Here is a 14,813-nt window from a genome sequence, read left to right on the forward strand (position 1 = left end):
CCGCCCCTTCGCGGCCCCTACCGTCAACGCATCCCGAATGGTCTGACCATTTGGACGACCGCCCAGAGACGTGCGACCGGAGGACCCCATGACGACGACACCCCTGCTCGGCCCCACCGAGTTCCGACCGGAGCTCACGCCGGTGGGCGGCAGCCTCACCCTCTCCGCCCTGGTCGCGCTGCTCCCGCTCGTGACCGTCTTCGTCACCCTCGGGGTGCTGCGGTGGAAGGCGCACTGGGCCGGGCTCACGGCAGTCGCGGTCGCGGTGCTCGTCGCGTGGCTCGCCTTCGGGATGCCCGTGCACCTCGCGGTCCTCTCGGCGACCCAGGGAGCGGCCTTCGGCCTCTTCCCGATCATGTGGATCGTCTTCACGGCGATCCTGCTCTACCAGGTGACCGTGCGCTCGGGCCGCTTCGAGGACCTGCGCGCGACCTTCCACCTCATCAGCGACGACCCGCGCATCCAGGCCATCATCATCGCCTTCTGCTTCGGTGGTCTCCTCGAGGCGCTCGCCGGCTTCGGCGCCCCCGTCGCCATCACCGGCGTCATGCTCATGGCCCTCGGCTTCTCGCCCCTGCGCGCCGCCGCGGTCGTCCTCCTCGCCAACACCGCGCCCGTGGCGTTCGGCGCCGTCGGCACACCGATCATCACCGCCGGCACCCTGACCGGCATCCCGTACCACGAGATCGGCGCCTACGTCGGGCACCAGACCCCCGTGCTCGCCGCCTTCGTCCCGCTCCTGCTCGTGCTCATGGCCGGGGGACGCCGCGGGGTGCGCGAGACCTGGCCGGTGGCCGTCGTCGTCGGGCTGACCTTCGCCGTCGCCCAGTGGTTCGCCGCGACGTACGTCTCCGTCGAGCTCACCGACATCATCGCCTCGCTCGCCGGCCTGGCCGCCGCCGTCCTCTTCCTCAGGGTCTGGCAGCCGCGGGGCCGCGAGGTCGCCCTGGAGGCGATGCAGGTCGAGCGCGAGCGCGAGCTCGCCTCCGTCGGTGCGGCGGGCTCCGGCGGCACCGGCAGCGGCAGCGCGCCGGCCGACGCCCACGCCGTCTCGGCCGACGAGCTCGCCCGCCGCTCCCGCGACCTCACGCCCGGGCGCATCGTGATGGCCCTCTTCCCCTACCTGCTCGTCATCGCCGTCTTCGCGGTGGCCAAGCTCGTGACCCCGGTGAAGACCTGGCTCGCGACCACCGACGTCAAGGTCCCGTGGCCCGGCCTGTCCGGCGAGGTGCTGACCCTCAAGGGCAGGCCCAGCGCCGCGACGACCTACACGCTGCCGTGGCTCAGCTCGCCGGGAACGATGCTCCTGCTCTGCTCGCTCGTCGTCGCGCTCGTCTACGCCGTGGGCCTCGGGGGCTGGGCCGCGGAGGCCCGGGCCACCGTCCGCCGGATGCGCTGGGCCTTCCTCACCGTCGCCTCGATGCTCGCCCTGGCCTACGTCATGAACTTCTCCGGCCAGACCATCGTCATCGGCACCTGGATCGCCGGCACCGGCGCCCTCTTCGCCTACCTCAGCCCGACGCTCGGCTGGATCGGCACCGCGGTCACCGGCTCGGACACGAGCGCCAACGCCCTCTTCGCCACGCTCCAGCAGAGCGCCGCGCAGACGGCCAGCATCGACCCGACGCTGCTCGTCGCCTCCAACACCTCCGGCGGCGTGGTCGGCAAGATGATCAGCCCGCAGAACCTGACGATCGCCGCGACCTCCGTGGGACTGCTCGGGCGCGAGGCCGACATCCTCCGTAAGGTCCTGCCATGGAGCATCGGCCTGATCGTCGCGATGTGCCTCCTCGTGGGCCTGCAGTCGACGGTCCTGTCGTGGATGCTGCCGTGAGCGCCGCCCCCCGCCCGGCGACCGACCTGCGGGTCGCCCTGTTCGCCACGTGCTTCAACGACACGATGTGGCCCGGCACCCTCACGGCCACCGTCCGCCTCCTCGAGCGGCTCGGCTGCCACGTCGAGTTCCCCGAGGCCCAGACCTGCTGCGGCCAGATGCTCACCAACACCGGGTACGGGGCCAAGGCGCTCCCGCTCGTGCGCCGCTTCGTCGACGTCTTCGAGGACTACGACGCCGTCGTGGCACCGTCCGGGTCGTGCGTCGGCTCGGTCCGCCACCAGCACCGCGGCATCGTCGAGCTCGCGGGCGACGACCGGCTCGCGAGCCGGGTCGAGCACACCGTGCCGAAGGTCCTCGAGCTCTCGGAGCTGCTCGTCGACGTCCTCGGCGTCACGGACGTGGGCGCGTACTTCCCGCACCGCGTCACCTACCACCCGACGTGCCACTCGCTGCGGATGCTGCGGGTCGGCGACCGGCCCCTGCAGCTGCTGCGGGCGGTGCGCGGCATCGACCTCGTCGAGCTGCCCGGCGCCACCGAGTGCTGCGGGTTCGGCGGCACCTTCGCGATGAAGAACGCCGACGTCTCGGTCGCGATGGGCTCGGACAAGGCCCGGGCCGTCGTCGACACCGGCGCCGAGGTGCTCGTCGCCGGCGACAACTCCTGCCTCGCCCACATCGGCGGCATCCTCGGTCGGCAGCGGGCGGGCGTCCGCCACCTGCACCTGGCCGAGGTCCTCGCCTCGACCGAGGAGGACCCGGCATGACCACCACGACCCCCGGCCCCGTGCAGGAGACCTCCCCGGTCTTCGTCGGGATGCCGAAGTTCCCCACCGCCGCCCGCGAGGCGCTGGCCAACACCCAGCAGCGACGCAACCTCAAGCACGCGACGCACACGATCCGCGACAAGCGGGCGCGCGTCGTCGCCGAGGTCCCGGAGTGGGAGGCGCTGCGCGTCGCCGGCGCCGAGGCCAAGGACGAGGCGCTCGCCCACCTCGGCGACTACCTCGAGCAGCTCGAGGCGAGCCTGACCGCGAACGGCGCGACCGTGCACTGGGCCCGGGACGCGGCCGAGGCCAACGCCATCGTGCTCGGCATCGTGCAGGCCAAGGGCGTCGACGAGGTCGTCAAGGTCAAGTCGATGGTCACCCAGGAGATCGAGCTCAACGAGGCCCTCGAGGCCGCGGGGGTGAACGCCTGGGAGACCGACCTCGCCGAGCTCATCGTCCAGCTCGGCCACGACCGCCCGAGCCACATCCTCGTGCCGGCGATCCACCGCAACCGCAGCGAGGTCCGCGACATCTTCCGCCGCGAGATGGCCGCCGTCGGGCGCCCCGCACCCGACGACCTGACCGACGACCCCGCGCGCCTCGCCGAGGCCGCCCGGCTGCACCTGCGCGAGAAGTTCCTCCGGGCCAAGGTCGCGGTGTCGGGCGCCAACTTCGCGGTCGCCGACACCGGCACGCTCGTCGTCGTCGAGTCCGAGGGCAACGGCCGGATGTGCCTGACCCTCCCCGACACGCTCGTGTCGGTCGTCGGCATCGAGAAGGTGCTGCCGACGTGGGACGACCTCGCCCCGATGCTCCAGCTGCTCCCCCGCTCGAGCACCGGCGAGCGGATGAACCCGTACACGACGATGTGGAGCGGCGCCCACGACGGCGACGGCCCGCAGGACGTGCACGTCGTCCTTCTCGACAACGGCCGCAGCCACGTCCTCGCCGACCGCGTGGGGCGCCAGGCGCTGCGCTGCATCCGCTGCTCGGCGTGCCTCAACGTCTGCCCGGTCTACGAGCGCACCGGCGGGCACGCCTACGGCTCGGTCTACCCCGGCCCGATCGGCGCGGTGCTCAACCCGATGCTGCGCGGCACCGCGAGCGACGTCGACAAGTCCCTCCCCTACGCCTCCAGCCTCTGCGGGGCCTGCTTCGACGCCTGCCCGGTCCGCATCGACATCCCCGAGCTGCTCGTCGAGCTGCGTGGTCGGGTCGTCGAGCAGGAGGGCCGCACCGCCGAGTCGGCCGCGATGGCCGCCGCCGCGTGGGTGCTGTCGGACCCGAAGCGGCTCTCCGCCGCGCAGCGGGCGGCGACGACGGCCGGGCGGCTGCTCGGCGACCGGACCATCCGGACGGTGCCCGGCCTCGGCGCGTGGAGCAACGCCCGCGACGTGCCGACCCCACCGACCGAGACCTTCCGCCAGTGGTGGTCCCGCGAGCGCGGGAGGGGACCCGATGAGCGCCCGCGACGAGATCCTGGCCCGCGTCCGCGGGGCGACCGCCGACGTGACGACCACCCCCGCCGACCGCGCGCCGACCACCGCCGTCGAGGAGCCCTCGCCCGGCCGCGCCGCGACCCTCGACCTCTTCGCCGAGAACGTCGCCGACTACCGGGCCGAGGTTCGGCGCGTCGCCCCGCAGGGCGTCGCCGATGAGGTGGCGGCCGTGCTGCGCGAGCACGGTTGTGCGACAGCCGTGCTGCCGACCGGTCTCGAGGCTGCGTGGGCCGGCGCCGTCGCCGGTGTCGCGACCCTGACGGCGGAGGCCGACGTCACGCTCGACGCCGAGCTCGATGCCGTGGACGCCGTCGTCACCGCCGCGGCCCTGGGCATCGCCACGACGGGGACGATCGTCCTCGACCACGGCCCGGACCAGGGACGCCGCGCCCTGACCCTCGTCCCCGACGTGCACGTCTGCGTCGTGCGCGCCGGGCAGGTCGTGCACGACGTCCCGGAGGCGGTCGCCCGGCTGCGCCCCGAGCCCGGGAACGCCCGGCCCCTCACGTGGGTCAGTGGCCCGAGCGCCACGAGCGACATCGAGCTCGAGCGGGTGGAGGGCGTGCACGGGCCGCGTACCCTCGTGGTCGTGCTCGTCGACGAGGAGGTCTGAGCGGATGACCGCCGATGCCCGGCAGGCCTCCCCCACACCGGTGTTCTTCCTCGCCGGCGGGACGGGGATCTCCGCGGAGACGCTGGGCAACCTCATCATCAACCAGTTCCCGACCGTCGACTTCGTGCGCCGGAAGATCCCGTTCATCACGACGGTCGAGCAGGCCCACCGGGTCGTCGAGGAGCTCGACGCGGCGGTCACCGAGTCGACGACGCCCATCGTGTTCTCCAGCGTGGCCGACGAGGAGCTGCGCGAGGTGCTGCGCGGCACCCGGTGCGCGTTCATCGACCTGTTCGGCAGCCACCTCGACATCGTCGAGCGGGTGCTCCACGTCAACGCGAGCCCCAAGGTGCCGGCCCTGCACGGGCTCGGCGACATCCACCGGTACGAGCGGCGGATGAAGGCCATCGACTTCTCGCTCGAGCACGACGACGGTGCGAGCCTGCGCAACCTCGCACAGGCCGAGCTCGTGCTCGTCGCGCCGTCGCGCTGCGGCAAGACGCCCACGTCGCTCTACCTCGCGCTGCAGCACGGGGTGAAGGTGGCCAACTACCCGCTCGTCGACGAGGACCTGCGCGCCAGCGAGCTCCCCGAGGCGGTGCGCCCCTACCTCGACCGGTGCGTCGCGCTCACCTCCACGCCGGCCCGGCTCAGCCAGGTCCGCAGCGAGCGCCGGCCCGACTCCCCCTACGCCTCGCTCCAGCAGTGCTCGTGGGAGCTCAAGCGGGCCGAGGAGCTCTACCGGGCCCACCGCCTCCCGGTCATCAACTCGGCCGGGATGTCGGTCGAGGAGATGGCCGCCGTGATCATGCACACGCGGCAGCTGAAGGGCTCCGGCTGAGCCGGGCTGTCATCCTGTCCGTCGCCCCCCGACGTCCCCCGTCGACCCGCACCACCACCCCCGCACCACCACGCGCGACCCGTCCCCCGGAAGGACCCCCGCCATGACCACCACCGTCCGCTGGTTCCGCGAGCTCGGCCTCGACGACGTCGAGTCCGTGGGCGGCAAGAACGCCTCGCTCGGCGAGATGGTCCAGCACCTCTCGGCGGCCGGCGTCGCCGTCCCCGACGGCTTCGCCACGACCGCCGACGCCTACCGCCGCTTCCTCGGGGAGACCGGCCTGGCCGAGCGCATCTCCGGGCTGCTGCGCGACCTCGACGTCGACGACACCCGGCGCCTGGCCGAGGTGGGCCACGAGATCCGCGAGGCCGTCGAGGCCCAGCCGTTCCCCGAGGACCTCGACCGCGACATCCGCGCCGCCTACGAGCGGCTCGCGGGCGAGGCCGGCGACGAGGCGAGCTTCGCCGTGCGTTCCAGCGCCACCGCCGAGGACCTGCCCGACGCGTCGTTCGCCGGGCAGCAGGAGACCTTCCTCAACGTCCGCGGGATCGACAACGTCCTGCACGCCATCCGGCTCGTCTTCGCCTCCCTCTACAACGACCGCGCCATCGCCTACCGCGTGCACAGCGACTTCGACCACGACGTCGTCGCCCTCTCGGCGGGCGTGCAGCGGATGGTCCGCTCCGACATCGGCGCCTCGGGCGTCCTGTTCACCATCGACACCGAGTCCGGGTTCGAGGACGCCGTGTTCGTCACGAGCGCCTACGGCCTCGGCGAGGGCGTCGTCCAGGGCGCGGTCAACCCCGACGAGTTCTACGTCCACAAGCCCGCGCTGCGCGCCGGCCGCCCGGCCATCCTCAAGCGGGGCGTCGGCGCCAAGGCGACGAAGATGGTCTACACCGAGGACGCGACGGTGGGCCGCACCACGGAGTTCGTCCCGGTCGACGTCGCCGACCAGCGCCGGCTCAGCCTCACCGACGACGAGGTCACCGAGCTCGCGCGCACGGCGCTGCGCATCGAGGAGCACTACGGCCGGCCGATGGACGTCGAGTGGGGCCGCGACGGCCTCGACGGGAAGCTCTACGTGCTCCAGGCCCGCCCCGAGACGGTCAAGTCGCGCGCGGCCGGCGGTGTGCAGCAGCGGTTCCGGCTCGAGGAGCGCGGCCCGGTCGTCGTCGAGGGCCGCGCCATCGGCCAGAAGATCGGCGCCGGCGCGGTCCGCGTCCTCACCGACATCGGCGCGATGCACGACTTCCAGCCCGGCGAGGTGCTCGTCGCCGACATGACCGACCCCGACTGGGAGCCGATCATGAAGCGCGCCAGCGCCATCGTCACCAACCGCGGTGGTCGTACCTGCCACGCGGCGATCATCGCCCGCGAGCTCGGCATCCCCGCCGTCGTCGGCACCGGCACCGCCACCCACGAGCTCGCCGACGGGCGCGAGGTCACCGTCTCGTGCGCCGAGGGCGACACCGGCTTCGTCTACGACGGCCTGCGCGAGTTCACCGTCTCCGAGACCACCCTCGACGAGATGCCCGAGATCCCGACGCGGATCATGATGAACGTCGGCACCCCCGAGCAGGCCTTCGAGTTCTCGCGCCTGCCACACCGCGGGATCGGCTTGGCGCGCACCGAGTTCATCGTCAACCGGCAGATCGGCATCCACCCGCGCGCCCTCCTCGAGCTCGACGACCAGGAGCCCGGCATCAAGCAGGAGATCGAGGAGCGCATCGCCGCGTACGCCGGCCCGCGCGAGTACTTCGTCCAGCGGCTCGCCGAGGGCATCTCGATGCTCGCGGCCGCCTTCGCGCCCGAGCCGGTCATCGTGCGCCTGTCCGACTTCAAGTCCAACGAGTACGCCGGCCTCCTCGGCGGCGGGCGCTACGAGCCGCACGAGGAGAACCCGATGCTCGGGTACCGCGGCGCGGCCCGCTACCTGTCCGACGACTTCGCGGAGTGCTTCGCGATGGAGTGCGAGGCGCTGCGCCACGTACGCGACGAGATGGGCCTGACCAACGTCAAGATCATGATCCCGTTCGTGCGCACCGTCGCCGACGTCGAGGGCGTCATCGCGCTGCTCGCCCGCCACGGCCTGGAGCGCGGGAAGAACGACCTCCAGGTCGTCATGATGTGCGAGCTGCCCTCGAACGCCGTCAACGCCGACGCCTTCCTCGACCACGTCGACGGGTTCTCGATCGGGTCCAACGACCTCACCCAGCTGACGCTCGGCGTCGACCGCGACTCGGCCCTCGTGGCGGGCTCCTTCGACGAGCGCGACCCCGCGGTCAAGGCGCTGCTGTCGATGGCCATCCGCGCCTGCCGCGAGCGCGGCAAGTACGTCGGCATCTGCGGTCAGGGCCCGTCGGACCACCCCGACCTCGCCGAGTGGCTCGTCGACGAGGGCATCGAGTCGATGTCGCTCAACCCCGACACCGTCGTGGACACCTGGCTGCGCCTGGCCCGACGCGGCTGACGGCCGTCCCCCGGGCGCCCGGAGCGCACGGACCGACGGGTGGCCCCGTCATGGGCCACCCGCCGGTCCGCGTGCGCGGGGTCAGCCGCGGGGCAGTGCTCCCGGCAGCGGCGGCACCACCGGTGGGAGGCTGCGGCCACCGGTGCGGCCGCGGAGCGACGGGCCCGGGTCGCCCTCGAGCGGCTCGGTGAACGGCTGGACGTCGCCCACGCAGGAGGCACCCATGGCCGGCACCTTCCGGGTCAGCAGGTACCGGTCCACGGCACCGGTCACGCAGTCGGACGTGCCGTAGGCGGTGTGGCCCCAGCTGTTGCTCGTCAGCAGCCGGCTGTTCGGCAGCAGCAGCGAGGTGGCCACGGCGCCGCGGTAGTTCGTCGCCGGATCCCAGAGGTTGCCGACGACGAGGACGGGGTTGCTCGTCGCGCGGGTGAACGGTCCGCGGTAGGCGTCCTCGTCCTTGACCGTCCACGTCGACGTCGCGCAGGGCGCGGAGGCCCAGGTCCACAGCCGGCCGAAGTCCGGCGCGGTGCGGTCGCCCGCCGCGGCGTACGTCGCCCAGTCCCGCGCGCGGGACGGGTTGCGGCCGTCGGTGCAGGTCACGGCCTGGAACGCCTCCGGGCTGTTGTCGTACGGGAAGGCCCAGCCCACCGTGCGGGCGAGCCGACGCTTCTCGGCGATCGCGGCCTTCGAGGCCGTCTCGCGGGCCTTCACCCGCGAGGCGAGGAGGGTCCGCGCGGCGGCCTGCCGCTTGTCCTGGCGCGCGGCCGCGGTCGTGCCGGCCGGGAACTCCTCCTCGAGCAGGGAGGCCACGGCCGTCAGGTCCATGTCGACGAACGAGCCCGCGTCCGGGGAGTAGAGGTCGCCGAGCAGCAGCGAGGTGAGCACCGGCCACGACAGCTCGAGGAAGACCTCGCCGGTGTCGGGGTCGGAGATGACGACGGGGGCCGCCTTGAGCTCGGCGACGATCTCGGCGTACGTGGCCGCCGGGTCACCCAGTGCGGCGAACCCGCAGTAGTCCTTGCCCGCGGCCTTGCAGCGCTTGAGGATCTCCTGCAGCGCCTTGGCCGCACCCTCGCCGGACCGGATGCGCTGGGTCTGGGGCGTCGAGGCCGTCGACGTGGTGCCCGCCCAGCGGACCGGGTCGATGACCCCGTCGATCGCGACGGCGCGCACGCGGCTCGGGAACATCGAGGAGTAGACGGTCCCGAGATAGGAGCCGTAGGAGAACCCGAGGTAGGTCAGCCTCGAGTCACCGGCCATCCGGCGCAGGACGTCCATGTCGCGGGCGACCTCGGCGGTCGACATCGACCCCGCGAGCGTCTTCCCGCGCGTCGAGCAGGCCTTCCCGAAGTCCTCGGCCGCACGGGAGTACGCGCGCAGCTCGGGTCGGGTGAACGGGAAGGGCATCGAGAAGATCGGCTCGAGGGCGTCGAACTGGTCGCCGAGGTTGGGCCAGCAACGCACCGGGTCGCTGAAGTTCGTCCCGCGCGGGTCGAACCCGATGACGTCGAACTTGTCGAGCACGGCCGGGCTGAGGAACTGCCGTGCGAAGGAGGCCATCTCGACGCCGGAGCCACCCGGGCCACCGGGGTTGACGAACAGCGTGCCGATGCGGTGCGCGGGGTCGCGAGCGGTGAGGCGCAGCACGGCGACGTGGGTCTGGGCGCCCTTGGGGTTGTCGTAGTCCAGCGGGAGCGCGACGGTGGCGCACTCGGCCCCCGGGGCGAAGGCCTCGCACGTGAACCAGTGCGGCCGTGGGGTCTTCACCCGGTCGACCTTGCGTGCCTCGTCGGCCGGCGAGAGCGTGCTCGTCGCCGACGCGGCCCCTGCGCGCGTCGGAGACGCGACGGCCGCCGGGCCGACCGCGAGGGAGGTGACGGTGGCCGCGGCCGCGAGCGCCGCGAGCGCCCCGGTGACCACTGGTCGTCGTGCCATGGGAGGTCCCCTTTCGTCCGCGTCCCCGGGCCCTCCTGCTGGGCGCCCGGTCCGGATCGTTGCTCACTGTGGCGGGTGGGGAACCACCGGCGCAACGAGTACGGCTACTCAGGGTCGAACGGCCACCTCCGCGGCCTCGCGGGCGCGGGAGCCCGGCTCGCGCCCTCAGGCGGCCGGCGCCCCGGACGGGACGCTGAGGAGGAACCGGCAGCCCGCGCCGTGGGCCGGCGTGACCTCGACGTCGCCGCCGTGCGCGCGGGCGATCCCCCGGGCCACGGCGAGCCCGAGGCCCGCCCCGACGCCGGAGCCCGGCGTGCGACCCCGGCTGGCCCGCCACCCGGGTTCGAAGACGCGCTGGGCCTGGTCGGGGGCGATGCCACCGCACTCGTCGTCGACCGTGACGAGGGCGCCGTCGGGGCCGGCGCTCAGCCGCACGTGGACCACACCGCGGGCCGGGGTGTGCGTCACCGCGTTCGCGACGAGGTTGCCGAGGGCCCGGCCGAGCTCGGCGGCGTCGACGCGCGCCACGACCGACCGCTCGGCCGACGCGGCGACGGTGACGCCGCGCTGCTCGGCGACCGGCCGGGCCGAGGCGACGGCGTCCGACACGAGGTCGGCGAGGTCGACCGACCCGAGGTCGAGCACCAGTGAGCCGGACTGGAGCCGGGAGAGGGCGAGCAGCCCGCCGACCATGTCGGACATCCGGTCGGTCTCGGCGAGGATGCGCGCCGGGTAGTCCGAGCCGGGCGGTGCGACACCGTCACCGAGCGCCTCGGCCATGGCCCGGATGCCGGCCAGCGGCGTCCGCAGGTCGTGCGACACCCAGGCGACGAGCTCGCGCCGGCCGGCCTCCACCTCGCGGTCCCGCTCGCGCTCGGTGGCCTCCTCGACCGACCGCCGCACGAGGGCCTGCACCCGCGACGCGATGAGCCAGCCGAACGCCGCGGCGATGGGCAGGCAGGTGGCGAGGACCACGAGCACGACGGCGTGGTCGTGCCCGCTGATGAACATGCTCTCGGCGGCCGCCGCGACCCCGGCGGAGACGATGACGAGGACGACGACCGGCGCGAGGACCGCGGCGAGGGCGAGCCGGCGGCGCGCCTGCCCGGCCACGACGGCGGCGCCGAGGAGCCCGACGACGACCGCGGTCGCCGCGCTGAGCAGGACGACGGCGAGCATCAGGACACCGTCCGGGGGTCCCAGCGGTAGCCGACACCCCACACGGTGCAGAGGCGGCGGGGGCTCGACGGGTCGTCCTCGACCTTCTCGCGCAGCCGCCGCACGTGGACGGTGACGGTGGACTCGTCACCGTGGTCCCAGCCCCACACGTCGTGCATGAGCTGGGCGCGCGAGAACGCGGTGCCCGGGCGCGCGACGAGGTGCTCGAGGAGGTCGAACTCGCGCACGGTCAGGGCGAGCGGCCGGTCGCCGAGCCGGGCCTCGTGGCGTCGGCGGTCGATGACGAGGTCGCCGTCGACGAGTGGTCCGGGTGCGGGCGCCGCGGGCGTCGGGCGGGTGGGCTCGGTGCGGCGCAGGACGGCCTGCACCCGCAGCACGAGCTCGCGGGCGCTGAACGGCTTGGCGAGGTAGTCGTCGGCGCCGAGCTCGAGCCCGAGCACCCGGTCGGACTCGTCGCCGCGGGCGGTGAGCATCATCACCGGGAGGTCCCCGCGGTGGGTGCGCATCCGCCGGAAGACCTCGAACCCGTCGAGGCCGGGGAGGGTCAGGTCGAGCAGGACGATGTCGGGGGCCGCCGAGCGGGCGAGGGCGACGGCCTCGACCCCGTCGTCGGCCTCGAGCACCGAGAGCCCGGCGCGGCGCAGGTAGGTCGAGACGACCTCGCGCAGCACGGCGTCGTCGTCGACGACCAGCACGGTGGGCACGCCCCCAGCGTAGGCAGGCGAGGTCACCGTGGCCACGGGCCGGGTGGACGGCACACCGGCGTGCGTCACGAACCGACCTCGGCCGCGAGCACGACGAAGGTGCGGCGCCGGCGGCGCACCTCGCGGACCGGTCGCCAGCCCGCTCCGCGCGCCGGGTCGACGAGGGCGTCGGCGCCCACCTCGGCCCACGGGAAGGCATCGCTGCCCCGACCGCACGAGCTCGAGACCCGTGCGGTGTACCGGCGGTACCGGTGCCGATCGGGAGCGGCCTCGACGACGAGCAGCCCTGCGGGCGAAGCGATCTCGCGGCACCGGCCGAGCAGGGCGTCGGGGTCGCCCCCGATGCCGACGTTGCCGTCGAGGAGGAGGACGACGTCCCACCGCCCGGCGTGCGGGACGGCGTCGAACACCGACCCGAGGTGCACCGGGAGGCCGCGGGTCGACGCGAGGTGCACCGACGCCGGCGAGACGTCGACCCCCAGCGCCGGGCGACCGCGCCGGCGCGCCTCGGCGACCATCCGCCCCGGGCCGCAGCCGACGTCGAGGACCGAGCCTGTCGTCCCGGCGAGCAGCCGGCGCTCGACGCGGTCGGCGCCGGCCAGGAAGCGGCCGACCTCGACCGGCCGCGAGGTCACGGACCCACCTCCGGCAGAGGTGTCCTCGTGCAGGTGGAGCGGGCCGCCGGTACGCAGTGCGTGGTCGTAGGGCTCCTCGCCGCCGCGGCCGAAGCAGGCGGGGGCGGCGCTCGAGTCGATGCTCATGCCGGGGGTCCCGGGACGGGGTCGCCGCTCGACGAGCGCCGCGCCCGGAGGGCGGTGACCGCCGCCACGGCGACGGCCAGGCCCACGACCACCAGCCAGCCGGCGAGGTAGGGCCGGTCGAGCAGCGTCGGGTTGTCCGACCGGGCCCCGAACCGACCGAGGACCGGCACGGCGACGAGGGTCAGGGGGCCGAGGACGACGAGCAGCACCACGAGCGACGGCCGCAGCCACCGGGCGAGCGCGGTCGCGGCCAGCCCGAGCCCGACGACGAGCGGGGCGAGCACACCGTCGTGCGCGACGATCCCGCCGAAGGCCCACACGAGGACGGCGAGGACCTGCTCCGACGGGAGCCGCAGCAGGCGGAGCACCCCGTAGCCGGCGGCACCGGCACCGAGCAGGCCGAGGACGGCGCGAACGACCCTCATGCCTTCACCACCTCGACCTCGCGGACCCACTTGGTCTGCAGCACACCGGGTCTCGCGGGCGCGATGAGCCGGCACGGGAAGCCGTGGTCGCGGTGCAGGGGTTCCCCGGCGAGGGTCAGGGCGAGCAGGCTGTCGGGGTTGCGGACGAAGTTGGCCGGCAGCCGGCTCTCGCGGTAGGCGCCGCGGGGCTGCATCGAGCGCACGACGACGTCGTCGTCGGGGCCGCCGCCGACGAGCGCCACGAGGTCGCGCACGGGGACGCCACCCCACTCCCCGCTGGCGCTCCACCCCTCGACGCAGGCGATGGGCAGCACGGCCGAGCGCTGCTGCATCGCCCGCAGGTCGTCGAGGGAGAGCTCGACGGTGTCGACCGGCCCGACGACGCGCAGCCGCCAGGCGGGGTCGTCGAACAGGCCGGCCACGTCGGCGCCCACCGCGCTCCGGTTGATCGGGACGCCCTGGGGCCCCTGTCCCGAGCGCACGGCCAGCACGGCGAGGCGGCGCAGTCCCGGGATCTCGACCGAGGTGGTCACGACGACGGCGACCGCCGCCGACACCCACGTCGCGCGCAGGAGGGTCCGTCGCGTCGGGACGCCGTCGTGCCCCGGCTCCGCCGCCCCGTCGCGCGGCCCGTCGTCGAACCCGTCGGCGGGCCCGTCGACCGGCTCGGTGAAGACCCGGCGGATGACCGGCAGCTTGACCGCGACGTGCAGCGCGAGCGAACCGATGGCCACCCAGGCGAGCGCGTAGTGGGCCCGGATGAAGTCGAAGGACCACGGGTACCACTGGGCCGAGTTGGCGAGGCCGGTGGCGAGCTGGAAGATCGCCGACCCGATGAGGAGCGCGATCGAGACCCGCTCGAGGAGGTTGAGGACGAGCTCGCGGCCGGCCCGCGGCGGCCGGACGAACAGGCGCGGGAAGACCGACCACAGCTTGACGAGCAGCAGCGGGACCGATGCCGTCCCGGCCGCCACGTGCAGGCCCTGGGTCACCTGGTAGAGCCGGGACGGGCCGCTCGGGAGGGTCAGGGGCGGGGTGGCCAGCTGCGACGCGTGGCTGTAGAGGCCCGTGACGAAGGCGATGGTGAAGGTGACGGCCAGCCACGTCCCGATCCGGGCGGTGGTGCGTGGGCCGCGCAGCCCGCTCGTGAACGACTCCGGCCGCGGGATGCGCGCGTCGATCCGCGCCGCGACGCCGCGCAGGGCCCGCTCGCTCACGGCTCGCTCCGGGCGGTGCCGAGGTCGGCCCCCACGAGGGCCCGCCAGGTCGCCGCGAACCGGGTGTCCGGCGCGAGGGCGGCCACGGCCGCGGCGTCCTCGGGGAGGTCGACGTCACGGGCCGGCTCGGCCAGGGCGGGGCGGTCCCCGCGGAGGCCAGCGCCGCGGCGGTGAGCCGGCCGGTGTCCGGGCGGCTCATCGGGACCCCGGAGAGGACGGCGGCCTGTCGGGCGTGCGTCGTGACGAGCACCCACCAGCCACCGTCGAGCGCCGGACCGAGCACCGGGCCGCCGCGCCGGATCGCCGTGTCCACGAGGTCGAGCAGCGCCTCGGGGCGGACCTGCGGCGTGTCCATCCCGACCTGGACGACGGGACCGCCGGCCACCCGGTGGGCCTGCCGGTGCCCGTCGACGAGGCGCTCGCCGAAGGTCTGCCCGCCCTGGGGGACGACGACCCAGTCCTGGACCGCCTCGAGCAGCTCGTCGCCGCGTCGGGCGGTCCCGAGGTCACCGTCGAGCGCGAGGACCCGATGGCCCGCGGGAAGGCGGCGGCTGCGGCCTCG

Annotated in this window: 12 protein-coding genes and 1 pseudogene; 6 read left to right on the top strand and 7 right to left on the bottom strand. The window is 74.2% G+C overall.

The genetic code is table 11. The annotated features are described in order from the left end of the window. The first annotated feature begins 88 nt into the window (after positions 1 to 88). The 6 genes from G7075_RS12600 to ppsA all read left to right on the top strand — a co-directional run bounded on the left by G7075_RS12600 (position 89) and on the right by ppsA (position 8,030). The gene (locus tag G7075_RS12600; protein WP_166122254.1) at positions 89 to 1,834 is read left to right on the top strand and encodes an L-lactate permease; all 1,746 of its coding nucleotides are present in this window, start codon (positions 89 to 91) and stop codon (positions 1,832 to 1,834) included. 65 nt (positions 1,835 to 1,899) lie between these two features. Continuing rightward, positions 1,900 to 2,601, top strand: a complete 702-nt coding sequence (locus G7075_RS12605; RefSeq protein WP_240918051.1) for a heterodisulfide reductase-related iron-sulfur binding cluster — start codon at positions 1,900 to 1,902, stop codon at positions 2,599 to 2,601. Then, positions 2,598 to 4,262 carry a LutB/LldF family L-lactate oxidation iron-sulfur protein gene (locus G7075_RS21280; RefSeq protein ID WP_240917591.1) on the top strand — a complete coding sequence of 555 codons (1,665 nt, stop codon included), beginning with the start codon at positions 2,598 to 2,600 and terminating at the stop codon, positions 4,260 to 4,262. The genes G7075_RS12605 and G7075_RS21280 overlap by 4 nt, the downstream gene beginning before the upstream one ends. A gap of 10 nt (positions 4,263 to 4,272) precedes the next feature. After that, on the top strand, positions 4,273 to 4,716 hold the full coding sequence (locus tag G7075_RS12610) for a lactate utilization protein C (RefSeq protein ID WP_371814067.1): 444 nt from the start codon (positions 4,273 to 4,275) through the stop codon (positions 4,714 to 4,716). A gap of 4 nt (positions 4,717 to 4,720) precedes the next feature. Next, a complete protein-coding gene (locus G7075_RS12615; protein WP_166122258.1) occupies positions 4,721 to 5,557 on the top strand; it encodes a pyruvate, water dikinase regulatory protein in 837 nt (278 codons plus the stop codon). Between the two features lie 103 nt (positions 5,558 to 5,660). Beyond that, positions 5,661 to 8,030: a phosphoenolpyruvate synthase gene (gene ppsA / locus G7075_RS12620; protein ID WP_166122260.1), complete on the top strand. Its 2,370-nt coding sequence runs from the start codon at positions 5,661 to 5,663 to the stop codon at positions 8,028 to 8,030. Between the two features lie 81 nt (positions 8,031 to 8,111). Here the strand turns inward: ppsA and G7075_RS12625 are convergent, their stop codons facing one another. From G7075_RS12625 to G7075_RS22860, 7 genes and pseudogenes are all read right to left on the bottom strand, one after another. Beyond that, the gene (locus G7075_RS12625; protein ID WP_166122262.1) at positions 8,112 to 9,965 is read right to left on the bottom strand and encodes an alpha/beta hydrolase; all 1,854 of its coding nucleotides are present in this window, start codon (positions 9,963 to 9,965) and stop codon (positions 8,112 to 8,114) included. Positions 9,966 to 10,130: 165 nt separating this feature from the next. Beyond that, positions 10,131 to 11,144, bottom strand: a complete 1,014-nt coding sequence (locus G7075_RS12630; protein ID WP_166122264.1) for a sensor histidine kinase KdpD — start codon at positions 11,142 to 11,144, stop codon at positions 10,131 to 10,133. Then, complete coding sequence (locus tag G7075_RS12635) at positions 11,144 to 11,848, bottom strand: response regulator transcription factor (RefSeq protein ID WP_166122266.1); 705 nt, start codon at positions 11,846 to 11,848, stop codon at positions 11,144 to 11,146. The genes G7075_RS12630 and G7075_RS12635 overlap by 1 nt, the downstream gene beginning before the upstream one ends. Before the next feature lie 65 nt (positions 11,849 to 11,913). Then, complete coding sequence (locus G7075_RS12640) at positions 11,914 to 12,609, bottom strand: class I SAM-dependent methyltransferase (RefSeq protein ID WP_166122268.1); 696 nt, start codon at positions 12,607 to 12,609, stop codon at positions 11,914 to 11,916. Beyond that, positions 12,606 to 13,034, bottom strand: a complete 429-nt coding sequence (locus tag G7075_RS12645) for a hypothetical protein (protein ID WP_166122270.1) — start codon at positions 13,032 to 13,034, stop codon at positions 12,606 to 12,608. The genes G7075_RS12640 and G7075_RS12645 overlap by 4 nt, the downstream gene beginning before the upstream one ends. Beyond that, positions 13,031 to 14,251: a molybdopterin-dependent oxidoreductase gene (locus G7075_RS12650; RefSeq protein WP_240917592.1), complete on the bottom strand. Its 1,221-nt coding sequence runs from the start codon at positions 14,249 to 14,251 to the stop codon at positions 13,031 to 13,033. Before G7075_RS12650 ends, G7075_RS12645 begins: the two co-directional genes overlap by 4 nt. A gap of 250 nt (positions 14,252 to 14,501) precedes the next feature. Then, positions 14,502 to 14,732, bottom strand: a pseudogene (locus tag G7075_RS22860) (DUF2064 domain-containing protein); the annotation flags it as partial. Between the last annotated feature and the right edge of the window lie 81 nt (positions 14,733 to 14,813).

This window comes from Phycicoccus sp. HDW14 (assembly GCF_011383005.1).
GTDB lineage: Bacteria > Actinomycetota > Actinomycetes > Actinomycetales > Dermatophilaceae > Phycicoccus.